Annotated in this window: 13 protein-coding genes; 6 read left to right on the top strand and 7 right to left on the bottom strand. The window is 69.5% G+C overall.

Features of this window, described 5'->3' with window-relative positions; genetic code table 11:
• Positions 1-381 precede the first annotated feature (381 nt).
• The 7 genes from CLV70_RS18060 to CLV70_RS18025 all read right to left on the bottom strand — a co-directional run bounded on the left by CLV70_RS18060 (position 382) and on the right by CLV70_RS18025 (position 9,313).
• Positions 382-996, bottom strand: a complete 615-nt coding sequence (locus tag CLV70_RS18060; RefSeq protein ID WP_106127700.1) for an alpha-ketoglutarate-dependent dioxygenase AlkB — start codon at positions 994-996, stop codon at positions 382-384.
• A gap of 132 nt (positions 997-1,128) precedes the next feature.
• The gene (locus tag CLV70_RS18055) at positions 1,129-2,118 is read right to left on the bottom strand and encodes a succinate dehydrogenase/fumarate reductase iron-sulfur subunit (protein WP_106127699.1); all 990 of its coding nucleotides are present in this window, start codon (positions 2,116-2,118) and stop codon (positions 1,129-1,131) included.
• The gene (locus CLV70_RS18050) at positions 2,118-4,028 is read right to left on the bottom strand and encodes a fumarate reductase/succinate dehydrogenase flavoprotein subunit (protein ID WP_106127698.1); all 1,911 of its coding nucleotides are present in this window, start codon (positions 4,026-4,028) and stop codon (positions 2,118-2,120) included. The genes CLV70_RS18055 and CLV70_RS18050 overlap by 1 nt, the downstream gene beginning before the upstream one ends.
• A gap of 13 nt (positions 4,029-4,041) precedes the next feature.
• Positions 4,042-4,848 carry a hypothetical protein gene (locus CLV70_RS18045; RefSeq protein WP_106127697.1) on the bottom strand — a complete coding sequence of 269 codons (807 nt, stop codon included), beginning with the start codon at positions 4,846-4,848 and terminating at the stop codon, positions 4,042-4,044.
• A 354-nt stretch (positions 4,849-5,202) separates the two neighbouring features.
• Entirely contained in the window at positions 5,203-5,613 is a 411-nt protein-coding gene (locus tag CLV70_RS18040) for a hypothetical protein (RefSeq protein WP_106127696.1), read from the bottom strand.
• Between the two features lie 587 nt (positions 5,614-6,200).
• A complete protein-coding gene (locus CLV70_RS41080) occupies positions 6,201-7,874 on the bottom strand; it encodes a metallopeptidase TldD-related protein (RefSeq protein WP_245908308.1) in 1,674 nt (557 codons plus the stop codon).
• A complete protein-coding gene (locus CLV70_RS18025; RefSeq protein WP_106127695.1) occupies positions 7,871-9,313 on the bottom strand; it encodes a TldD/PmbA family protein in 1,443 nt (480 codons plus the stop codon). Before CLV70_RS18025 ends, CLV70_RS41080 begins: the two co-directional genes overlap by 4 nt.
• Positions 9,314-9,411: 98 nt before the next feature.
• Between CLV70_RS18025 and CLV70_RS18020 the strand changes: the two genes are divergently transcribed.
• The 6 genes from CLV70_RS18020 (at position 9,412) to CLV70_RS17995 (ending at position 24,056) form a co-directional block, all read left to right on the top strand.
• Positions 9,412-11,184: a hypothetical protein gene (locus CLV70_RS18020; protein WP_106127694.1), complete on the top strand. Its 1,773-nt coding sequence runs from the start codon at positions 9,412-9,414 to the stop codon at positions 11,182-11,184.
• 564 nt (positions 11,185-11,748) lie between these two features.
• Complete coding sequence (locus CLV70_RS18015) at positions 11,749-13,110, top strand: integrin alpha (RefSeq protein WP_158277774.1); 1,362 nt, start codon at positions 11,749-11,751, stop codon at positions 13,108-13,110.
• A gap of 53 nt (positions 13,111-13,163) precedes the next feature.
• Entirely contained in the window at positions 13,164-14,405 is a 1,242-nt protein-coding gene (locus CLV70_RS18010; RefSeq protein WP_146164089.1) for an AsmA family protein, read from the top strand.
• Positions 14,406-14,540: 135 nt separating this feature from the next.
• Complete coding sequence (locus tag CLV70_RS18005) at positions 14,541-16,742, top strand: LamG domain-containing protein (RefSeq protein WP_106127691.1); 2,202 nt, start codon at positions 14,541-14,543, stop codon at positions 16,740-16,742.
• A gap of 47 nt (positions 16,743-16,789) precedes the next feature.
• Positions 16,790-23,575 (top strand): polymorphic toxin-type HINT domain-containing protein, encoded by a 6,786-nt coding sequence (locus tag CLV70_RS18000; protein ID WP_106127690.1) that lies wholly within the window; start codon positions 16,790-16,792, stop codon positions 23,573-23,575.
• On the top strand, positions 23,544-24,056 hold the full coding sequence (locus CLV70_RS17995; RefSeq protein WP_211303803.1) for a hypothetical protein: 513 nt from the start codon (positions 23,544-23,546) through the stop codon (positions 24,054-24,056). The genes CLV70_RS18000 and CLV70_RS17995 overlap by 32 nt, the downstream gene beginning before the upstream one ends.
• The last annotated feature ends 213 nt before the right edge of the window (positions 24,057-24,269 follow it).

Here is a 24,269-nt window from a genome sequence, read left to right as displayed (position 1 = left end):
GGGCGCCGTGGGCTGGGTGGGTGCTGCGGGTGTGCGCCGTGGGCTGGGTGGGTGCTGCGGGTATGCGCCGTGGGCTGGGTGGGTGCTGCGGGCGGGTGCCGTGCACTGGGCGGGAGGGTGTTGCGGGCCGGGCGGCTCTTGCGGGCGGACGCCGTAGGTCTGGCGGCCGGTGCGGGCGGACGTTGTCGGTCGGGCGGCCAGGCCGGGAATTGGCCGTGTTCCGCCGGGCGCAGTGTGGCTGGGTTGTGCTGCGCGGCGGCCAGTTCGGGTGGGTTGTGCTGCGCCGCCGCCAGCGTGGGTGGGTAGTGCTGCCCGGTGGTGGGCGTGGGTTGTGCTGCGCGGTGGTGGGGGTGGGTTGTGCTGCGCGGTGGTGGGGGTGGGTCAGGCCACGTTGATGGGGCGGAACTGGACGCTGATGCGGGGGCCTACCGGGCGGGCTGTTTTGGGGATGGCGTGTTCCCAGGTTCGTTGGCAGGAGCCGCCCATCACGATGAGGTCGCCGTGGCCCTGGGGGAAGCGGAGGGTTTCCGCGCCGCCGGCTCGGGGGCGGAGCATCAGGTTGCGGGGGGAGCCGAACGAGACGATGGCCACCATGGTGTCGTGGCGGGCGGAGCGGCCGAGGGTGTCGCCGTGCCAGGCGACGCTGTCGTGGCCGTCGCGGTAGAGGCACATGCCCGCCGTGACGAAGGGTTCGCCGAGCTCGGGGTGGTAGTGGGCGGAGAGCCGGTCGCGGGCCTCGGTGAGGGCCGGGTGGGGGAGTTGTTCGTCGCGGCCGTACCAGCGGAGGAGGCGGGGAACGTCCACGACGCCGTCGTACATCGGGCGGCGTTCGGCTCGCCAGTCGACGTCGGTGCGGAGGGTTTCGAAGATGTCGTCGGAGCCGTGGATCCAGCCGGGTAGCACGTCGACCCAGGCGCCGGCCGTGAGGTGATGGCGGCGCAGGCGGCCGGGGAGGGGGTCGAGCGTCGGCGCGGGCCCGCCCATCAGGTCGAGCATCGACGGCTGGTAAGCACTCACGGCGCCACTCTACCCGCGATTAGAACGGGTGTGCTACTCGTGGGGGCGGGGGCGGGGTGTGGCCGTACGGGAAAAGGAGAGGGACCCGCCGGAAAGCGGGTCCCTCTGCGCTCAGCTCTTGTCTTGTTCGGGGTGGTTGTAGGTGATGTTCGGGAGGGGGAACTCCTGGTCGTTGCCGAAGGGTGAGGGGCCGCCCGCGTGCGGGGAGAGCAGCTCGGCGACCTCCAGTTTGCCGTCGGCGCCGACCGCGGGGGCCTGGGGTGGGCGGGTGCCCGCGCCGGACAGGCCGGCCGCCACGCCGGTGACGCCCTCCGAGGAGCTGGGCGCCATGTTCGTGGCCGAGCCGTTCTGGAGCTGGTCGCGGCGGAAGATCTTGCGGCCGAGCCAGACCAGGGGGTCGTAGCGGCGGTCGACGACGCGTTCCTTCATCGGGATGATGGCGTTGTCGGTGATCTTGATGTGCTCGGGGCAGACCTCGGTGCAGCACTTCGTGATGTTGCAGTAGCCGAGACCCTGGCTGGCCTGGGCGTACTCCTTGCGGTCCGTGCGGTCGTCGAGCGGGTGCATGTCGAGCTCCGCCGCGCGGATGAAGTAGCGCGGGCCGCTGAACGCCTTCTTGTTCTCCTCGTGGTCGCGGACCACGTGGCAGGTGTTCTGGCAGAGGAAGCACTCGATGCACTTCCGGAACTCCTGGGAGCGGTCGACGTCGACCTGCTGCATCCGGTAGTCGCCCGGGGCGACGCCGGGCGGCGGCGCGAACGCCGGGGTCTCACGGGCCTTCTCGTAGTTGAAGGACACGTCCGTGACCAGGTCGCGGATCACCGGGAAGGTGCGCAGCGGGGTGATCGTGACGGTCTCGTTCTCCTCGAACGTCGACATCCGCGTCATGCAGCCCAGGCGCGGCTTGCCGTTGATCTCCATCGAGCAGGAGCCGCACTTGCCCGCCTTGCAGTTCCAGCGGCAGGCCAGGTCGGGGGTCTGGGTGGCCTGCAGCCGGTGGATGATGTCGAGCACGACCTCGCCGTCGTTGACCTCGACGTCGAAGTCCTGGATCTCGCCGCCGGACTCGTCGCCCCGCCAGACCCGGAAGTGGCGCTTCATCAGTTGGCCTCCGTCGCGATCGCGTCGAACTTCGCGAGTTCCTCATCGGTCAGGTACTTGCTGAGCTCCGTGCGCTTGAAGAGCCGCAGCAGCTCGTCGCGCATGGTGGGCACCGGCTTGCGGTCCAGGTGCACGTCGCCGTTGTCGTCCAGCGAGCAGACGAGGTTCAGCTTGCGCCACTCCGGGCTCATCTTCGGGAAGTCCTCGCGGGTGTGCCCGCCGCGCGACTCCTCCCGCTCCAGCGCCGCCTTCGCGGTGCACTCGGAGACGACCAGCATGTTGCGCAGGTCCAGGGCGAGGTGCCAGCCCGGGTTGTAGCGCCGGCCGCCGACGGCACCGACGTTCGCCACCCGCAGCTTCAGCTCCTGGAGCCGCTTGAGCGCGTCGGTCAGCTCACCCTCGCGCCGGATGATGCCGACCAGGTCGCCCATGACCGCCTGAAGATCCTGCTGCAACGTGTACGGGTTCTCGCCGTTCTCCCGGCTCAGCGGCGCCAGCGCGGTGTCCACGGCCTGCTCCACATCGGACGTCGCCACCTTGGGCCGCTTCGGCAGCGCGTCGGTGTACGCCGCCGCGTGCTCCCCCGCCCGCTTGCCGAACACGAGCAGGTCGGAGAGCGAGTTGCCGCCGAGCCGGTTGGAGCCGTGCATGCCGCCGGACACCTCGCCGGCCGCGAACAGGCCCTCGACCGAGCCGAACGCCGCGCCGCTGTCCGGGTCGACCTCGACGCCGCCCATCACGTAGTGGCAGGTCGGTCCGACCTCCATCGGCTCCTTGGTGATGTCCACGTCGGCCAGCTCCTTGAACTGGTGATACATGGACGGGAGCCGCCGGGTGATCGTCTCGGCCGGCATGCGGGTGGACACGTCGAGGAACACGCCCCCGGACTTGGTGCCGCGGCCGGCCTTGACCTCGCTGTTGATGGCCCGGGCCACCTCGTCGCGGGGCAGCAGCTCCGGCGGGCGGCGGTTGTTGTCCGGGTCGGTGTACCAGCGGTCCGCCTCCTCCTCGGTCTCGGCGTACTGGTGCCGGAACACGTCGGGGACGTAGTCGAACATGAACCGCTTGCCGTCGGAGTTGCGCAGGACGCCGCCGTCGCCGCGTACCGACTCGGTGACCAGGATGCCCTTGACGCTGGGCGGCCAGACCATGCCGGTCGGGTGGAACTGCAGGAACTCCATGTTGATCAGCGTCGCGCCGGCCCGCAGGGCGAGCGCGTGGCCGTCGCCGGTGTACTCCCACGAGTTCGAGGTCACCTTGTAGGAGCGGCCCACCCCGCCGGTGGCCAGCACGACCGCGGGCGCCTCCAGCAGGATGAACTCGCCGGACTCCCGGTAGTAGCCGAACGCGCCGGCCACCCGGTTGCCGTCCAGCAGCAGCTCGGTGATGGTCGTCTCGGCGAAGACCCGGATCCGCGAGTCGTAACTCCCGGTCTCCGCGAAGTCCTCCTGCTGAAGGGAGACGATCTTCTGCTGGAGCGTACGGATGAGCTCCAGTCCCGTACGGTCGCCGACGTGCGCGAGGCGGGGATACTCGTGGCCGCCGAAGTTGCGCTGGGAGATCTTGCCGTCTTTCGTACGGTCGAACAGCGCGCCGTACGTCTCCAGCTCCCAGATCCGCTCCGGGGCCTCCTTGGCGTGCAGCTCCGCCATCCGGAAGTTGTTGAGGAACTTGCCGCCGCGCATGGTGTCACCGAAGTGCACCATCCAGTTGTCGCGGCTGTTCACGTTCCCCATCGCCGCCGCGGCGCCACCCTCGGCCATGACCGTGTGCGCCTTGCCGAACAGCGACTTCGAGATGATGGCGGTCTTCTTGCCCGCCAGCCGTGCCTCGATGGCGGCGCGCAGCCCGGCCCCGCCCGCGCCGATGACGACGACGTCGTAGTGGTGTCGTTCGATTCGCGTAGTCATTGTGCAGGGCCCTCTAGTTGATGAAGCGCAGGTCGGAGAACCAGCCGGCCGACAGCGCCATGACGTAGAAGTCGGTCAGGGCGAGCGTGCCCAGGGTGATCCAGGCGAGCTGCATGTGCCGGGCGTTGAGCTTCGACACGAAGACCCAGAAGCGGTACCGCACCGGGTGCTTCGAGAAATGCTTGAGCCGCCCGGCGACGATGTGCCGGCACGAATGGCAGGACACCGTGTACGCCCACAGCATCACGACATTGCCGACCAGGATGATGTTGCCCAGCCCGAACCCGAACTCGTCCCCGGACCGGAAGGCGACGATCGCGTCCCAGGTGTTGATCACCGAGATGATCGCGGCGGCGTAGAACGCGTACCGGTGGATGTTCTGGAAGATCAGCGGGAAGCGCGTCTCACCCGTGTACTTCTGGTGCCCGTCGGGCACGGCACAGGCCGGCGGCGACATCCAGAAGGCCCGGTAGTACGCCTTCCGGTAGTAGTAACAGGTGAGGCGGAAGAGCAGCAGGAACGGCAGGGTCAACGCGGCTTCCGGGATCAGCCAGAAGGACGGCAGCGGGGTGCCGAACTCCGCGGACCCCTCGACGCACCGGTCGGTGAGACACGGCGAGTAGAACGGGGTCAGATAGTGGAACTGCTCCACGTAGTACCACTTGTGCATGAACACGCGGACAGTGGCGTAGATCACCCACGCGCTCAGTCCTGCGAAGGTGACCAGAGGTGCGATCCACCACCGGTCCGTACGCAACGTCTTCGCCGCGATGGCGGCGCGCGCACGCCCCGCATCCAGCTTCGTTGCCGTCGTCGTCATTGACGTCTCCCTGAACAGTGCAGCCATGACGTGCTCTGGCGGCGGGCGCGCAGGAACCTGTCGGTGGTGTGCGTCCGCAATGTGTGGCACACGTTACAACGAAGGTCAGCAGGATGCGCCGTAAGGGATGGCTTACCGCGAGCTACCTCACTCCGGCCGGGTCGTCCGGGGCGGGCGGCCGGGTCCGGGGCGGCGGTCGGGCCGGGTTTGTTCCGCGGCCGGCTGAGCCGTATTTGTCCTCGGCCGGGTGAGCCGTATTTGTCCTCGGCCGTATTTGTCCTCGGCCGGGCGGGCGGGGTTTGTCAGGCGGTTGTGGGGCCGTATTTGTCCGCGGCCGGGTGGTCGGGGTCCGGGTTACAGGTCGGGGGTGGCCAGGCGGCGGATCGGGCCGGCGCACGGGGCGGGGGAGAAGCGGTCCAGCTCGTCGGTGACGGCCCGGCCGTCGCCGGTCCGGGGAGCGACGAAGAACGCCGGGGTACGCGACTTCACCTGCGCATCGAGGGCCTCGGCATAGGAGGTACGGGCGTCGAGCAACTGCCGCCACCCGTCGACGGCGCGGTCGTCGCCCACCTGGTTCACGTAGATGCGGGTGGCGGCGTTCTCGTCGCGTACGGCGACGGCCCGCCCCTGCGGAGTCGTGGTGGCTCCGGGCGGGACAAGGCGGTTGAGGCGCTGCTCCAGCTCGAGGCAGGCGGCGTCCCGCAGCCGGCGATCCTCGCGAGCGTCGGCGTGGTCGTCCCGCAGGCCGGAGAAGGCGGAGACCACGGCGATCCCACCGACGCAGAGGCCGACGAGAACGAGGACGGCCCCGGCAGCCAGCGCGCCGATGAACCAACGGCGGCGGCGAGGTGGAGCGGGGGCGGCGGGGGCGAGGCGAGCCGCCCTGGTGCGGGCGCTGCCGGCGGTGGTCGGTGAGGCGGTGGCCGAGCCGCTGCCAGGGGCCGGCTGCCCGGCGGAGCCGCTGGCGGGGGTTGGCTGCTCGGCGGAGCCGCTGGCTGGGGCTGGCTGCCCGGCGGAGCCGCTGGCTGGGGTGGTCGTCGGTGGGGTGAGCGGGCTGCCTGGACCGGCTGCCGTGGCGCCGGCGGGGACGCCGGTCGTGGGTTGGCCGGCCGGCTCAGTGGCGCGGGTCGGGTCGGCCAGGTCCGCCGGGCCGGTTGGGTCGGCCGGGCCAGCCGCGGTGGTCGGGCCAGCCGCGGTGGTCGGGGTGTTCGGGGTGCGGTCCGTTCCCTGGTCAGGCGGCATGTCGCTCACGGCCCCAGTGAAGCACGCCGGTCAATGCGCCGGAGGATGGAGCGGCTCGGGCCTCCGGCCGGCTCGCAGTCGCCGGGATCGGGGCCGGGGAGGGGGCGAGGTCAGCCGGAGGCATTGCCGGTGAGGTTCCAGGAGGCCAGGTGGAGGGCAGGGGCCGTGTAGCGGACTCCCGACCAGCGGTCCGGCAGGGAGATCGCCTCGGTGCCGATGCCGAGGACGGCGCCCGGGCCCAGGGCCTGGGGGTAGGACTGGGTGAAGCGCAGGTTGCCCACGGCGGCCACTATCTCGCCGTCCTCGACGAGCCAGACGCCGTTGCGGGTCAGGCCGGTGACGACGAGGCTCTTCTGGTCGAGGACGCGGGTGTACCAGAGGTCGGTCACGAGCAGCCCGCGCCGCATCCCGGCCACCAGCCGCCGCGCCGACGGCACCACCGGGCCGGCCGCGGACGACACCACCGGGCCGGCTGCCGTCGGCACCACGGGGCTGGCTGCCGTCGGCACCACGGGGCTGGCTGCCGTCGGCACCACCGGGCCGGCCGCCGTCAGCGTGACCGGTCGGCCGGGTGGCGATGAAGCGGGTCGGCCCGCCGCCTCCGGTCCGCCGCCGCCCGCCGTCCCGTGCGCTGAGCCCGAGGAGCCCGCGCCCGCCGTCCCGTGCGCTGAGCCCGAGGAGCCCGCGCCCGCCGTCCCGTGCGCTGGGCCCGGCGTGCTCGCGCCTGCCGATGTCGGACCTGCGTCGTGCGCCGGCGGCTGTGCGGGGGCGAGGCGGAGGTTGACGGCGGTGGGGCCCCAGGAGCGGGAGGCTGCCGAGCCGTGGCCGGTCGAGACCGTGCCCGCTTCAGCGGCGGACGTGCGGTCGTGGCTGACCGCGCGGGTGGTGCCGTTCTCGACCAGGGTCAGGGTGGCGCGGGGGGTGCCTTCGGCGTCGAAGGGGAGGATCGTGCCGAGGGGCTCGTCGGTGAGGGTGATCGCCTCGTCGAACTGCTGGGTGCCCGGTTCGGCGAAGGACTGGTGCTGGGCGTACGACTTGCCGTTGAAGCCGAAGGTGGCGAGGTTGTCGAGGAGGTCGGCGACCGCGGTCGGTTCGAGGATCACTTCGTAGCGGCCCGGTGGGAGTTCGGCCGGGGTGGCTCCGGCGCGGGCCTTCGCGGCGGCGCGGGCGCCCAGCTCGGCGCCGCTCAGGTCGGCGAGGCGGGAGGCGGCGCGGCGGGACATGCCGTCGGCGCCGGCGAGGCGGGCGATGCCGTCCATCGCGGCCTCGGCGACGCGGCCGTGCACCGCCTGCCCGAGCGTGTTGGCGAAGCCGCCGGACGCGTACGTGGTGCGGCAGTAGCCGGCCGTCTCGAGCCCGCCCGCCGCCTCCACGAAGTCGCGCACCCGGGCGGCGCGGTCCCGGGGGCCGGCGCCGGCGGTGGCCTCGTCGAAGCCGGCGTCCGGGGCGAGCGGAGTGGGCGGGGTGAGACCCGGCCAGGAGGCGTCCGGTGGGGACAGCCGGGCGGCGGCGAGGGTGCGTTCCACCAGCGAGCGCAGGCCCTCCGCGTCGGTCACCGTGGTCGAGCCGCCCGCCGTACGCCCGTCGACGTGCAGCCGGAGCCGTACGGTCGTGGTGGCGTCCGCGACGTTCTGGTGGATGGCCGAGTTGGCGAAGCGGGTCAGCGCCTCCGCCGAGTGGGCCGCGACGACCTCGGCCTCGGCGTGCGCGCCGGCCAGCCGCCGGGTCAGCTCGACCACGCGCGCCGCGAGGTCCAGTTCGGTGTGCACAGCTCGGTCGGTCATCCGCGGACTCCCACCCGTACGTCGGTGAACCGTGCCGGTGCGGCCGGATGCCCGGTGTGACCCACCTGGCCGGGTTGCCCCTTGCCGCAGTTGGGGGTGCCCCAGGCGACCGTCTCGGACGAGAGCATGTCCATCGACTGCCAGAATTTCGGCCCGATGCCGGTGTAGGTCGGGTTGCGCAGCATCCGCCCCCGCCTGCCGTTCTTGATCTCCCAGCCGATCTCGCAGCCGAACTGGAAGTTGAGCCGGCGGTCGTCGATGGACCAGGACCGGTTGATGTCCATCATGACGCCGTCGTCGGTGGCCGCGATGATCTCGTCGAGCGTGTGCGGGCCCGGCTCGAGGCCGACGTTGGTCATCCGCACCATCGGCAGCCGCGCCCACCCGTCGGAGCGGACGCTGCCGGCGTAGTCGAGGCCGGCCATCGCGGCGGAGTCGCGCCCGGCGAGCACCCCGACCCAGATGCCGTCGCGCACCGCGTCGCGGCGGGCCGCCGGCGTGCCCTCGTCGTCGTAGCCGAAGCTGCCCAGCGCGCCGGGGATGGTCGGGTCGATGGTGATGTTCATCAGCTCGGAGCCGTAGCGCAGGCTGCCGAGCCGCTCGAGGTCCAGCCAGGAGGTGCCGGCGAACGCGGCCTCCCAGCCCAGGATGCGGTCGAGCTCGATGGCGTGCCCGACCGACTCGTGGATCTGCAGGGCCAGCTGCTCGCCGCCGAGGATCAGCGTGGTCTCCCCGGACGGGCACAGCGGCGCGGTGAGCAGTGCGCGCGCCTCGTCGGCCATCCGCGCGGCATTGTCGGTCAGGGCCAGCTCGTCGACGAGCTCCCAGCCCCGGCTCTCGTACTGCCCGCGGTGCGAGGGCCAGGAGCGTCGCTGGATCTCGCCGTCACCGTACGCCATGGCGGTGATGCCGGCGCCGCACTCGCGGATGTGCTGATCGATGCGGTGCCCGTCGCTGGACGCGAACCACTTGCGGGTGTCCCAGATCTGGTAGATGCCCTCGGCCAGGTCGGCCCCGGCGTCCCGCGCGGCCGCGGTGGCCGCCACGAGCAGGTCACCCTTGGTGGACAGCGGCACCGACAGCGGGTCGATCTCGCACGGACTGGCCCAGCTGGCCGTGGCCGCACCGGCCGGCACCAGGTCGATCGCCGGCCCGGGCACCAGAGCACTGGCGGCGGCGATCTCCGCGGCCCGCCGCCCGGCAGCCCGGGCCGCGGCATCCGACAGATCCGGTACGGAGTAGAAGCCCCAGCTGGACCCGACCAGGGCCCGCACCCCGATGCCGGCACTCTCGTCGGAACTCAGATCCTCGACCTCACCGTCACGCGCGCTCATGGTCTCGGTCCGCCGCAGCATGACCCGGGCGTCGGCATACCGCGCTCCCGCGTCGAGAGCCGCCTGAACCGCGGCGCCGGCCTCGTCGAAGTGATCCCCGCTCATGTGCGAAACCCTAGAGGACGGGTACGACGAAAACCGGCCGTTCGGCGTTGTCCACAGGCGGGCAGACGTCCGTCGATGCATCCCAGTAGTCTCCACCGGTGCTCGACAACCTGATTGGACAGTCCGTATCGGACTCGGCGACCCCCGCGCCCCGCCGCACCGCACCGCAGGACGCCGCGACCGCGGCCCCGGAGGACGCCCGGAGCGTCACGGTGTCCTGGCTGCACCGGGGCATCTCGCTCGCCGCCGTCATGGGTCTGGTCGTCGGCATGCGTACGTTCTGGAACGGTCACGCGCTCGCCCACCCGGGCCTGGCGTTCGCGCTGACCTGCTGCTATCTGCTGATGCTGGGCGCCGCCGTGCTGGCGCTGTGCCTCTCCAGCGGCCGATCGCTCGCCAAGCTGGACGGCGCCGTCCTGGCCGTCGCGATCGCGATCAAGGTGGTCGGCGCGTGGCCCAACCTGGTCGGTGACCGGGCTCTCATCGTCGACGAGGGCATGCTGATGGACGGCGCCACCCGGGCGCTGGCCGCCGGCCACAATCCGTACCTGGCCACGTGGGAGGGCATCGACCCGAATCTGCCCACGCAGCTGATGGACGGGCGCACGGTCTTCGACTTCGGCTACCCGCCGTTCGGTGCCATGCTGGGCGCCGTCGTCCAGCGCCTGATCCCGTCCGTGCCGGGCATCGTGGTGCTCGCCTGGCTGGCCCTGTTCGCCACCGCCATCATGATCTTCTGGGCGGCGCCCGTACCGCTGCGGCCGCTGTCCACCCTGGGGCTGCTGGGCCTGGGAACGCTGACGATCTATGCGAACAACGCGTACCCGTCTCTGATCGCCCTGCCGTTCCTCTGCCTGGCCGCCTGGCGCTGGACCGCCATCGGCCGCGGCGGCCGGCTCGGCCGCAACGGTACGGTCCAGGCCGTCGCCCTGGGCCTGGCCTGTTCCACCCACCAGCTCGGCTGGTTCCTCGCCCTGTTCCTCGTCGTCGGGCTGGCGGTACTGCGCCTCGGCGAGCTTCCGCTCCGGACGACCACGGCCGTGCTCTTCCGGTACGGCGCGACCGCCCTGGCCGCGTTCTTCCTCGTCAGCGCCCCGTTCCTGATAGCGGCGCCCGAGGCGTGGCTGACGGGCATCTTCGAGCCGCTGCTCCAGCACGCGGTTCCGCACGGTCAGGGCCTCTCCGGTCTCACCCACTACGTGATCGGCGGCAGCGGGGCTCTCGACTACTACGGCCGCGCGTCGATGCTGCTGCTGGCGGCGCTGCTGATCGCCTTCGCCGTGCATCTGCGGACGATCGGGCCCGCCGCGGTGGTCCTGCCCTGGCTCGTGTTCATGGTGTCCACCCGGTCCCAGGACGGCTATTGGGTGCTGACCATGCCGCTGTGGATCGTCGCCGTGTGCACGACCCCGCGGTCCGACTTCGCCGGAGCGTTCCGCTTCCGCCTCCCGGAGAGAATCCGCGCGGCCCTCCCGGCCGGAAGCCTCCGACCGCTCGGGATCCTGGCGACCGTCGCGCTGTTCCTGCCGACTGTCGCGTGCGTCGGCGTCGCCGTGGCAACCCGCCAACCGCTCGACATGTACGTGTCGGCGCCGGTTTCGCCGGGCCAGACCGTCCGCACACTGACCGTGGAGGTCAGAAACCGATCGACGGGCGAGCTGACCCCGCACTTCGCGGTCACCACGGACGTGACCATCGCCGAGTTCTGGATCATCCAGCGCGGCCCGAGCGTGCTGGCGCCGAGCACGTCGGCCACGTACACGCTGGTCCCGCCGGCAAAGACCTGGAAGGCGCCGAAGGAGGCGCCGGCGGTGCTGCGCGCGGTGTCGGATCGCCCCCAGACATTGAGCAGCGTCCGTCTGCTCGGCTGATGCCGGGCCGCCATGGCGGTCTGTCATCCTTTCGGATCGATGCATATCAACCGTACGGATGATCTTGCTGAGAAGAACCTGAGCGCCTGTCGCTTTGCGTGATCACGCATTGCGGCTCATGCATGGGCGTCTATCGCCGCCTGGCCAGCAAGATCACCTTTCCCGCGAATGTCGCTCGTGGACGGCGCCGCGGCCCGCCGCATCCCCATGGGCCTACGCAGAGTGTGGCTGGCCTCTCGATGTGTCACCGGTACGTTCCGGCGTGGCATGTGGCTCGACGGGGGAGGCCGAGTGGCGGCAAGTCGTTCTGACCGGATCAGACCGCGGTTCCGCCTGTGGGCTGCCACCGGACTCGTCGTGGTGCTCGGCGCCGCGGCCGGGTGGGCCGCCGGCGCGGACGACCTGATGCGGACGGCGGCCGGAGCGGTGATTCCCGGAGGATCCGGCGCGTCCGGAGCCAGGGGTGCGTCGGCACAGGGCAGCGCACTGGCGCCCGATGCCGCTGCCGTTGCAGGCTGTACGGGCGGCGCCGACTCCGACTTCAACGGAGACGGCCTCAGCGACGTGGTGATCGGTGACCCCGACGCCGCGGTAGGCGCCCAGCAGAAGGCGGGCACCGTCACCGTCTCGTACGGAGGCTCCGGCACGATCCAGGTCCTGTCCCAGGGCGTTTCCGGCGTACCGGGCGGACCCGAGGCCGAGGACCAGTTCGGCTTCGCGCTGGCCACCTACGACGTGAACCGGGATGGGTGCACCGACCTGGCGGTCTCCGCGCCGTTCGAGTCCGTCGGCGACAAGTCCGGGGCCGGTGGCGTCACCGTCCTGTACGGCGCGCCGGCAGGCCTGTCCAAAGGCCCGGCCGGACTCTGGATCGATCAGAACAGCGCAGGCTGGGGCAACTCGGCGGCCGCGAACGACTGGTTCGGCTATGCCCTCGCCGCCGGTAACACCGCGTCGGGCGAGGGCTTCCTGGCGGTCGGAGTTCCCGGCGAGGACTTCGACGCCGCGTTCAACGCGGGCCTGGTCCATTACCAGCGTGGCTCCGCCGTCGTGAACCTCTATGCCGGCCACGGCGCGAAGGGCGTACTGGAGACCGACGACCGGCTCGGATCCTTGCTGGCCGCCTCGCCGTACCATCTGGCGGTCGGTTCTCCCGGCGAGGCGATCGGCGAGGTGACCTGGGCGGGCGTGACCGTGCTCTACACCCACGACATCGTCGACGGTCTGCTCAAGACGGTCGGCGTGGTGGGCGAGAACGCGAGCCAGATCGGCGTGGATCCGCAGGAGAGCGACCATCTGGGGAAGTCGGTGGCGCTGGCACCCTACCGGGCGCCGGGCGCCGCGGCCGGCACGGTCACCTCCGTCCTGGCGGTCGGCGCACCGGGGACCGATGTCGGCGGTCAGCAGGACGCCGGAGTGGTTCATCGATTCCTCGTGACGTCGACCGGCTACACGCGGATCGACTCGCTGACCCAGGCCACTCCGGGGGTGGCTGACGAACCGGAGGACGGGGACTACTTCGGCGACGTCGTACGCCTGGTCAACACGCGACCGGGCGACGTCTCCACCGCGCAGACGGTCCAGCTGGCCGTCGGGGCGCCGGGCGAAGACCTCGACGGTACGGCGGACGCCGGAACGGTGAGCGTCATCGCCGGCGCCACCACGCCGGTCGTGCCCACGAATCTCACGGTTGCCCGGCGTGACGGCTCGTTGCCCAAGTCACCCGGAACCCAGGAACTGCTCGGCGCCTATCTGGGTGTCTCGCGCACCAACCTTTACGTGAGCAGCCCGTACCGGGACGGGGGCACCGTCTTCGCGATCCCGTGGGCCGGCCTGGCGGAGCAGCAGGCCGGTCCGGCCCGAACGATCTCGGCGGGCACCGCGGGGTTCCCCGCCGGGGTCTCCTTCGGGGCGGCGATCGGCTGATGTACCCGCGATCCGTTAAGGGCAGGCAGGCGAAGACACAGAAGGGCGGACCGGTGGTCTCAGGCAGCGGCAGGGCGCGACTCGCGTCGTCGGCCGGACTCGCGGCCCTCCTCGTGGCGGGTCTGGGCTGGGTGCCGTCCACCCGGCAGGATTTCTCCGCCGCGCCGGCGCCGGCCATGGAACCGGCCGCCGACACCCGGCCGATGCGGCAGCAGGAGGACGACGCGGCCGAGCTCGCCACCCGCACCGGGCAGCGGGTCGAGGTGGGCGGCCTGCGAGACGAGAGCCGGACGGTCTACGCGGAACCGGACGGCACGATGCTGGCCGTCGAACACATCCAGCCGGTACGCGTGGTCCGCGACGGGAAGTGGACGCCCGTCGACCCCAGGCTGGCCGAGGCGCCCGACGGCTCCTTGGGACCACGGGCGGCGACCTTCGGACTGCGGCTCTCCGGCGGCGGCCCCGGTCCGCTGCTCACCGCCGAACGGGCCGGGCGGAGCTTCAGCCTGGACTGGACAGGGGATCTCCCGGCGCCTACGTACGACGGCTCCCAGGCCAAGTACGAGAATGTGCTTCCCGGTGTGGACCTGATCGTCAACGTCAGCCCCGACTCGTTCTCCCATGTGCTGGTCATCAAGGACGCCGTGGCGGCCGACAACCCGCGGTTGCGGGAGATCTCGTTCGGTCTGACGGCGACCGACCTCGAGCTCCGGGAGACCGCGGAGGGCGGCATCGATGCGGTCGACGGCGCTGGTGGCGTCGTCTTCGAGGCGGCCCAGCCGCTGATGTGGGACTCCGGCGGCCAGCCGGTCACGACGAGCCGGCAGGCCCGGGCCCACCGGGCGGGTGCGGATTCCGCTGATCCGGAGCGTGCGCCGACGGACGCGTCGGCCAAGGCCCCGCTCGACGTGAGACTGTCTGCCGGAAGCATCACCCTCGTGCCGGATCAGACGATGCTGACCAGCCCGAGCACCCGTTGGCCGGTGTACGTGGACCCGATCTACAAGACCTCCAAGCGTTCCGCGTACGCCATGGTGGCGAAGGGCTATCCGAACGAGTCGTACTGGTCGTTCAACAAGAAGGACACCGAGGGGGTCGGCAAGTGCCCGGTCTCCTCGGGTACGTGCAACGGCACCGGCGTCAAGCAGCTGTTCTACACCGTGCCGACGCCGTACCTGGGCAAGAATGTCATCGAGGCGAACTTCGCCGTCACCATGACGCACGCCTGGAGCAATTCCCCGCGGGCGCTGGAGATCTTCAAGGCCGACGCCGGCATCAGCAAGTCGACCACCTGAAGCAACAAGCCGGGATCCGCGGGCGTCCTGGACACCGTCTCGCCCACGGGCACCCGTGACACCTGCGCCGACGGCCAGCAGAACGTCCGCTTCGACGTCAAGAAGGCGTTTCCCGCCGCGTACACGGGCAAGAGCTTGACCTTCGGGCTCCGCGCCGGTGACGAGGGCGACGAGACCGCTTGGAAGCGCTTCTGCGGCAACGGCCAGCTCGAGACCAAGTACAACCAGGCGCCCAATGTGCCCTCCACCGCGAAGTTGACCTCGTCGCCCGGCGGCAAGTGCCGCGGCGGCAGTACTCGGCCCGTGGTGCCGGAGGCGCCGACGTTCTACATGTACGTATCCGATCCGGACCACTCCTCGGAGCACAAGCAGGAGGTCCTGGCGGAGGTGCGCTTCACCTGGCGCACCGCGTCGGGCAGCACCTCGACCAAGACGGTCCGGACCGCGGCCAAGGCGGGGGACGGCAAGACGAGGCTCCAGACCACGCCGACCGGATTGCCGCAGAACACCGTGATCAGCTGGCAGGTGCGCGCCCAGGACCAGGACGAGTGGTACAGCGACTGGAGTTCACCGGCGTGCGAATACGTGCTGGACACGAAGGCGCCACCTGCGGCGGATGTCGACTCCGCCGAGTTCCTGCCGCTCGAGAAGGGCGAGACGACGGGAGCATGCGCCGAGGACGACAAGATCCGGGAGTACGCCGGGCTCTATTCGACCTTCACCTTCGACAGTTCCGGCACCGACACGACCAGGTACCGCTACGGCCTCGACGAGGATCCGGTGCATGAACTAATTCCGCGTAAGGCTGACGGCTCGGTCAACCCGGGCGGCCCCGTCACGGTCCGGCTCATGCCCGACGTCGCGGGCGAACACGTGGTCAACGTGGTGGCTTACGATGCCGCCGGGAACAACACCGAGAGCAACTGTCGCTTCACTGTCGCGACTCGCAAGGGCGCGGGGGAATGGCTCCTCAGCGAGCCCGCGGGTGCCACGCAGGCCGCCGACACCGGTGGCAATCATCCGCTGGACATCCGCCCGGGAGTGACCTTGGGCGTGCCCGGTCCGGGCTGCGCGGCGGCGCTGGGCGAGTGCACCCGGGATCGGGCCGCTCGCTTCGCCGGCGCGCCCGAGGCCTATCTGACCTCGCGAACCACTGCCCTGGTGGATACCAGCAACTCGTTCGCGGTCGCCGCGTGGGTCCGCCTCACCGAGGCCGGCCAGGATCGGACGGCGGTCAGTCAGGACGGGACCGGGGAGTACGGCTTCATGCTCGGCTACGACTCGAGCACCAAACGCTGGCTCTTCGAGGTTCCCGTCAACGACGTCAACACGCTCGGCCTGTGGACCTCGCGCAGCGACACGGAGGCGCGGCTGGGGGAGTGGACACACCTGGTCGGCGTCTTCGACGAGGAGACGCACAGCCTGCAGCTGATCGTCAACGGCGTCGGGCAGAAACCCGTCCAGAATCGGACGCCGTGGAAGTCGCGGGGTGCCGTGCAGATCGGGCGCCTGATCGACAAGGGCGGCTACCGCGACCCGTGGATCGGCGACCTTTCCGACGTGTCCGTGTACGACCGCGTCATGCCACCCCGCGAGGCCGCGATGCTGGCGAAGTTGAGGCCGGTCCGTCTCGGCTACTGGCCGCTCACCGCGGCGCCGAGCAACCGTAGCGCCGAGTTCGACGGCAACACCGCCCGCGACCTGATCCTGGAGGGCGGCGCCCGGATCAACGCGCCGGACCTCGAGGCGGATCCGTTCGCCGATGCCGCGCTCGTCGGTGCGGGGGAACTGGTCCTCGACGGCGTGGACGACCGGGCCCGTACGAATGCGCCGGTCGTGCCGATGAGCGGCAGCTTCACCGTGTCCGCGCGGGTCCGGCTGGCGACATCCGGCTGCGGTACCGACATGTCGGTGATCTCTCAGGCCGCCTCCAAAACGAGCGGCTTCCGGATCCGCTGCTCCGCCCAGGACCAATGGGAACTGGTCGTGCCGCACGTCGACGTCCCCGCGCCGGCGAGCGGTGAGACCACCACCGTGGTGGAGACATCCCGATATCCGGACGATTCCCAGGACGGCCAGCATCTCGCGCTCGTCTACAACGCCTTCACCAAGGAGCTGTGGTTCTACGTCGACGGCCGGCTCGCGCAGGTCGAACCGGCTCAGCCCGCGACGGTGGTGAACGCGGGCGGAGCCCTGCAGATCGGGCGTGCGCTGGTCGGCGGGGCTTACGGCGAATACTTCGCCGGCACGATCGACGACGTACGGGTGTACTCCGGCATCGCCGACCCGGCGACCGTCGCGCTCATGGCGCAACGCCAGGAACAGCCGCAGCTGTGACCCTCCGGCCCTACGATTCCCCGTCCGTTGCTGCCCCAGGAGTGGCGATGTCATCCGGTTCGCGCGCCCGCCTTCGCGGTGCGATCGGCTTCCTCACCGCGGTCGTCGTCGCCTCGACGTTCCTCCAGGTCGACCCGCCGGCGGCGGTGGCGACGCCGGTTCCCTTGCCGGAACCGTCCGCCGGCCACGTGGCGCCGGCGCGGCCCGCGCCGGCCGGAGTCAAGGACCTGCCGGACCACGCCCTCGCGATGGCGCGTAAGGCACCTGCCGCGGTGGCGTGGCCCGCCGCGGGCACACGCGCCATCACGGTAGGTGCGGTTGGTGCCTCCCAGCGGACGACGCCGGTGACGGCGCAGCTGCGCACGTACGATCGGCAGACGTCCGTACGGGCCAAGGTCGACGGCCCGGTCATGCGCGTGACCCCGGCCGGCGCGGGCACGGTCAAGCTCACCGTCGACTACGCCTCGTACGCGCACGCGGGTGGCGGTGACTTCGGCGCCCGCCTGATCCTGGTCAGCCTGCCGGAGTGCGCGCTCACCACTCCGGAAGTCCAGGCGTGCGCGCCTCGGCCGTTGACCACGGTCAACGACCGGAGCACCCGGAAGCTCACGGCCGACGTTCCCGCGGCTGCCGCCGGTTCCCTGGTCGCCGTCACCGCGACCGAGGGGTCCTCACAGGGCAACTACAGCGCCACCAGTCTCGCGCCCTCGTCGCAGTGGAGCGTGGCACCGTCGTCCGGCGGTTTCTCCTGGTCCTACCCGCTGCGCGTACCCCCGGTCCCCGGTGGGTTCGGTCCGGGGGTGAGTTTCGGCTACAGCTCTCAGGCCATCGACGGGCGCACCGCCACGACGAACAATCAGGGCTCGTGGATCGGTGAGGGCTTCGGCTATGAGCCCGGCTATGTCGAGCGCCGGTACAAGCAGTGCTCGGACGACGGGCACAAGACGGTCGGCGACCTGTGCTGGGCGTACGACAACGCGGTTCTGTCCCTCAACGGCAGCTCCAGCGAGCTGGTGCGGACCGGCAACACCTGGCGGCTGGCGAACGACGACGGATCGAAGATCGAGAAGCTGTCCGGTGCCACGAACGGTGACGAGGGTGCGGATGCGGGCAAGGGCGAGCACTGGAAACTCACCACGACCGACGGCTCGCAGTACTTCTTCGGGCTGAACCGGCTCAGCGGCTGGAGTGACGGCAAGGCGGAGACGAAGTCCGTCTGGACCGCGCCCGTCTTCGGCGACGACGCGGCGAATGCCGACGACAAGTCCGACCCGGACAACGCGAACGAGGCCGCGCCCAAGGAACCCTGCTACAACGCGACCTTCGAGAATGCGTACTGCCAGCAGGCTTGGCGCTGGAATCTCGACTATGCCGTCGACCGCAACGGCAATGCGATGGCGTATTTCTACGAGCCCGAGAAGAACGCCTACGCCCGGACCCGCAAGGTCGACGTCAACGGCGCCGCCTACGATCGTGGCGGCTACCTCAAGCGCATCGAGTACGGCCTTCGCTCCACCAGCCTCTACACGACTCCCGCCGCGGCCAAGGTCGAGTTCGAGGTCGCCGAGCGGTGCATCCAGACGGTGGCGGCGTGTCAGTCGAACAACCTCACCAAGGACACCCAGAGCGCGTGGCCGGACGTGCCCTTCGACCGGATCTGCGCGACCGGCACGAAGTGCAAGTCGGACCAGGTGTCGCCGACGTTCTTCACTCGTAAGCGCCTCAAGTCGGTGACCACTTACATCCGTACGGGCGCCAGTACCTATACCGACGTCGACAAGTACACCCTGGACCACATATTCCCCGACAACGGCGATGGCAGCCGCCTGCTCTGGTTGCACACCATCACCCAGGACGGTGTGTACGGGGACAAGTCGGCATCCGCTCCGGCCGTACGGCTCGACGTGAAGCAGTTGCCGAACCGCATCCGCCGCGACGGCGACATGCTGGGCGAGATGGTCCGTCCCCGGCTCGGCACGGTCTACACCGATTCGGGTTCTCAGATCGACATCCAGTACGCGGAACCCGACTGCACCAAGGACAACCTGCCGGCCGAGGGCAGGAGCACCCGGCGGTGCTTCCCGGTGAAATGGCACGGTCCGGGCGTGGAGGACGTCGTCACCGACTGGTTCCACAAATACGTCGTCGCCGCGGTCCGCGAGACCGACATGACCGACGTGGAACCCGGCACGAAGCTGCCGCCGGACATGGTGACCTTCTACCGGTACGAGGGTGACGCCGCGTGGCGGCACGCGGAACCCGACGGACTGGGGGAGAGCAAGTACGACACGTGGGGCGACTGGCGCGGATATGCGAAGGTTCTGGTCAGCAAGGGCGACGACAACGCCGTGCGCACCCGGACCCGCCACTTCTATCTACGGGGAATGGACGGGGACAAGAACCCGGACGGCGGCACTCGCTCTGTCACGCTGACGGACTCGGTGGGCACCGTGCACACCGACTCCAAGGAACTCCTCGGCTTCGAGTTCGAGACCCAGGTGCTCGACGCCGACGAGAAGGTCATCAGCAAGTCGGTCAACTCACCGTGGCGTAAGCAGACCGCTTCCCAGAAGCGCTCCTTCGGCACCCGGCAGGCCTCAATCGTGCGGCCCGGGTCGAAACGTGGTTTCACCGCCCTGGAATCGGGTGGCTGGCGGGAGACGAAGACCGTCACGACGTACGACGGCAGCGCGTCGTATCCGGTCGGACGGGTGACGCAGGTCGAGGACCAGGGTGACGTCAGCGTCGCCGACGACGACCGGTGTTCCCGGACCACCTATGCCGACAACCCCGACCGCAATATCCGGACCCTGGTCGCCCGGGTGGAGACGGTCGCCGTCAATTGCTCCGCCACGCCCAACCGCGCGAAGCAGGTTATCGGCGACACCCTTTCCTACTACGACGACAAGGCGCTCGGTGCCGCGCCGACCACCGGCCTGGTCACCAGAACCGAGCGGCTGAACAAGCACGACGGCACGAAGGCGACCTACGAGAAGGTCAACGAGGGCGGCTACGACACGTACGGCCGGCCGACCTGGACCCGCGACGCCAAGAATGCCGAATCGCGGATCGCGTACGTCGAGACCAACGGGCTGACCACGAAGAAGACCGAGTACAGCCCGAAGATCGCAGTAGGGGCCCAGACCCCGGCCGAGTTCTCCGCCGTGACCGAGTACAACCCGGCTTGGGGCCTGCCGGCACGTCAGTCCGACTGGAACGGGAAGAACACCAGTTTCGCGTACGACCCGATCGGTCGCCTGGAAAAGGTCTGGTTGCCGAACCGTTCCCCGAACGGCGACCCCAGCGTCAAATACACGTACCGGACGGAGCCCGGTAAGCCGATCGCGATCAAGACGGAGAAGGCCGGCAACTCGGCCGGCGTGTGGACCACGCAATGGCAGATCTTCGACGGCTTCCTGCGCCCCCGTCAGATTCAGGGGCCCGGTCCGCACGGGCGGCTCGTCGCTGACACCTGGTACACCTCGACCGGGCAGGTCGACCGGGTGAGCGAGGAGTACGCGGCCCAGGGCGTGCCGACCTACGAACTCCTGCCGACCCTGAACGTCGACACCGAACTGCAGACCGGCTATCTCTACGATGCCGCGGACCGGGTCACCGACACGATCACCTTCGTCGCCGGCCAGGAGAAATGGCGCTCCCGCACCTACTACGGCGGCGACCGTACCCACGTGCAGCCGCCCCAGGGCGGCGTCGCGACCACCGTCCTCTCCGACGCGCGCGGCAACGAGACGGAACGCTGGTACTACAAGGACAGCACGCCGGGGCCCGCCGGGCATGCTGTGGGCGCCCATGACACCACCCGGTACACCTACACCGCCGCCGGGCAGCTGGCGACCGTGACCGATCCGGACCGCAACGTCTGGAAGTACACGTACGACCAGGTCGGCAACAAGACGAGTGCGGAGGACCCGGACAGCGGGACGACGCTCTTCGGCTACGACGAGGCCGGCCGGCTGATCCGCACCGAGGACGCCCGTCACCGCGTCGTGGAGACCGACTACGACCTCCTCGGACGGGTCACCGGCACGTTCGAGGTCACCGCACAGGGCCGGGTGCAGCTGACCGACCAGGACTGGGACGAGAAGGCCAGAGGTCAGCTCTTCAAGTCCGCCCGATTCGTCAACGGCAAGCAGTACGCCGCGGCGGTCATGTCGCTGGACGACTTCTACCGCCCCCTCGAAACCCGTTACGTCATTCCCGACGACGCTGGCGAGGCGCTGAAGGGCACCTACCAGTTCTTCTCCAGCTACAACCTGGACGGGACCCAGCAGGGCTACACCCTGCCGACGACGAAGGCCGGCGCCGGCGAGGCCGTGGTGTTCGGCTACGACGAGTTCCAGCGGGTCAAGACCGTCACCGGCACCCTGAGCCCGCTGGTGACGGACGTGAAGTACACCGACACGGGCGAGGTCACCCGCGCCGAGCTCAATGCGGGCAAGCGCAGCACGTACGTGTCCATGACGTACGAACGAGGCACCAACCGTCTGGCGACCCGGTCGCTGTCGCGGGAAGCCATGACGTCACCCAGCAACCCCCAGCCGGACAGGCCCGCGAACGACATCAACCAGAGCTTCAATTACGACCACGCCGGCAACGTCCTCTGGGCCCGGAACACCCCGGCGACCGGCGAGAACGACACCCAGTGCTTCACGTACGACCACCTGAACCGGATGACGGACGCGTACTCCACGGGCAACGGCGGCGACACCCCGTGCCGGGACAGCGCGGTCGGCGGGGTGGCGCCGTACCACCACTCGTACACGTACGATGCGACCGGGAACCGTCTCACCGAGACAATCCACGCCGTGCCCGGAACGGACGGCTCGGAACGCACGTACGCCTACCCGGACGGTGGCCGGCAACGCCCTCACGGCGTCACCGCCATCACGGAGCAGGCCGAGAACGGCGCCCAGAAGCTCTACCAGTTCGGCTACGACGAGTCCGGCAACACGAACAAGCGCAGCGTCGCCGGTGAGGACCAGATCCTCGACTGGGACGCCGAGGGCAAGCTCGCCTCGGTGACCAACGCGGACGGCGCCAAGACCACGTTCGTCTACTCGCCGAGCGGCGACCGGCTGGTCCGCAAGGAACCCAAGGCCACGACCGTCTATCTGCCCGGCCTGGAACTGCGGCTGGACACCACCACCAGCGTGGTCTCCGACACCCGCTACCACGCGCTGCCCGGCGGAGTGGTCGCGGTCAAGACGGCGGCGGGCCTCCAATGGCAGATCGCCGACCGCAACGGTACGGGCGAAGCCGCGGTGGACGCCCAGACGGACGCCATCGCGATCCGCCGCTCCACCCCGTTCGGAGCCGACCGCGGCACGCAGCCCACGGCTGCCCAATGGGCGGGCGAGAAGGGTTACGTCGGCGGCACCAAGGACACCACCACCGGGCTGACGCATCTGGGCGCCCGCGAATACGACCCGCTCACCGGCAAATTCATCTCGGTGGACCCGCTCATCGACCTGAGCGACCCCCAGCAGATGAACGGGTACGCCTACTCGAACAACAGCCCGATCACGTACAGCGACCCCGGCGGCCTGAAAGCCTGCGCCGACGACCGCTGCGGCCCCGGCGCCGACTACGAAGACCTCAACGGCGACTACGTCGACGTGGAAGGCGACAACGACGGCTGCGTCGGCGACTGCATGACCTCCGGGGACAACGGCGGCAGCAGCGGAAGCGACAGCGAGCCCGCAGAGGTCAAGGCGGCCAAGAGCAAAGCGCAAGCCGCCAAACAGAAGCTGATCGCGGTAGCCAAGCAACTCGGCAAGCTCCTCATGGACGAGCTGGGCATCACGGACGCGATCGACTGCTTCACCAAGGGCGACGTCGGCGGCTGCGTCAACACCCTCCTCAACATCGCCGCAACCGCTCTCGGCGGCGCGGTGGGCAAGCTGGCGATGCGCTACGCGGCCAGGTGGGACAAGCTGCTCAAGCTGGTGAAGACGGGATGGGACCTCGTCGGCCGGCTGAAGGGAGCCATCGGCGACTTCTTCGCAAGCCGCAAGGCCCTCGACGCCGCCGAGTCGGCCGCCACCAGCTGCGTGCGTCACAGCTTCAAGGCAGGAACGCTGGTCCTCCTCACCGATGGATCATTCAAGAGAATCGAAGAGATCGACGTCGGTGACGAGGTAGTAGCCACAGACCCGGAAACCGGCACGACGCGGTCGGAAGAGGTAACCGAGACCCACGTCAACCTCGACCGGGAACTCGCCGATGTGACGGTGTCGGTGAACGGCGACGACATCGTCCTCGAGACGACGACACACCACCCGTTCTGGGATGCAGGTCGTCGGCAGTGGATTCCCGCTGGAGAGCTGGAGCCGGAGACCGAACTGCTGTCGACCTCCGGCGATCGGGTCACGGTCTCCGACCGGAACAACTACGCCGGCGAACGAACGATGTACGACCTCACCGTCAACGACATCCACACGTACTATGTGCTCGCCGGCAACACACCAGTCCTCGTACACAACTGCGGAGACCTTCCCGAGGGATATAGTTCATCTCCAGGATTGCGGGGCGATCCCTACCATCCGGATGAAGTAGCGAAGCGCAGCAGGGACAGTTGGGACCTGTACGGCCCGTCAATACAAGACAGGGCGGCAGCGTTGGGATACAAATCTAGAATTCCCGCGCAGCGTGCACCTTTCAACTCCCATGGGCAGGTTGTCTTTTCGGACGGGAAGAACTACATCACGCCGGATGTCGACGGGCACAACGTCTCGGATGGCTGGAAGATGTTCAACCGTAGAGGCCAACGGATCGGAACATATGATGCAGACCTCAACTACCTCAAAGAATGACGATTTCGCCATCCAGGTTGTCGGAAGGCCCTCGTCGCCCGTATTAGCTCCATCTGATGAGGCAACTGGTCTGATCAGGGTCGGAGGCTTCCTGGAGACCTTCCCGATGGCCTTGGGTTATTGGAGTGTTGATGAGTATGTTGCGAGTTGGAAGCGGGCACTAGATTTCTTGGAGGATTCCGAGGATGCGGTGGCATGTCTCGTTGCATCTATGGTCGATCCGCGAGAAGGGAATTTCGTCAACTGCTGGCCGCTCTATAGGAGAGGCGAAGCCGTTCTCGTGCAGAATGCCATCATCTTTCTTCGGGAGTTGAGTACGACCTTCGATCCGGACAGGCCGTGGCTTTCCGTTGAACCCCATTCCTCCGTGGACGAGGATGGGAATCGCATTTCTGAATGGTCAGTAGATTTGTCTGAGGTGCTGAGTTTCCGTGAAACTGGCCTTTACATGGCCGACCGAAACGGTGGTGACGGTACGTAGCGTCGAGGCCCCGAAGTGTGCCGGCCGTCGTCGCAGTGCGCATGCGTTGCGGTCAGGATTGCCGTCAAGCGGCGCCCCTCATCGCCGGACGTCGATATTCCTGCTGTGATGTGTGGGATTGCGGTGGGCAATCTGCGATCCCGTGGTCACTCGCTGTTACCGGTCGTGCGTGCGGGGCCGTAGGCCCGCGCGTGCATAGGCGCGGTCCGGTCA

The organism is Pseudosporangium ferrugineum, from assembly GCF_003002065.1.
GTDB classification, from domain to species: Bacteria; Actinomycetota; Actinomycetes; order Mycobacteriales; family Micromonosporaceae; genus Actinoplanes; species Actinoplanes ferrugineus_A.
Note: the sequence above shows the minus strand (reverse complement) of the source record. Positions and strands in the feature narration are given on the sequence as shown.

Coding starts and splice junctions, on each gene's coding strand:
- CLV70_RS18050 (WP_106127698.1), bottom strand. CDS start 4,028: ATGACTACGCGAATCGAACGACACCACTACGACGTCGTCGTCATCGGC.
- CLV70_RS18060 (WP_106127700.1), bottom strand. CDS start 996: ATGCTCGACCTGATGGGCGGGCCCGCGCCGACGCTCGACCCCCTCCCC.
- CLV70_RS17995 (WP_211303803.1), top strand. CDS start 23,544: ATGATGCAGACCTCAACTACCTCAAAGAATGACGATTTCGCCATCCAG.
- CLV70_RS18045 (WP_106127697.1), bottom strand. CDS start 4,848: ATGACGACGACGGCAACGAAGCTGGATGCGGGGCGTGCGCGCGCCGCC.
- CLV70_RS41080 (WP_245908308.1), bottom strand. CDS start 7,874: ATGACCGACCGAGCTGTGCACACCGAACTGGACCTCGCGGCGCGCGTG.
- CLV70_RS18000 (WP_106127690.1), top strand. CDS start 16,790: ATGTCATCCGGTTCGCGCGCCCGCCTTCGCGGTGCGATCGGCTTCCTC.
- CLV70_RS18025 (WP_106127695.1), bottom strand. CDS start 9,313: ATGAGCGGGGATCACTTCGACGAGGCCGGCGCCGCGGTTCAGGCGGCT.
- CLV70_RS18055 (WP_106127699.1), bottom strand. CDS start 2,118: ATGAAGCGCCACTTCCGGGTCTGGCGGGGCGACGAGTCCGGCGGCGAG.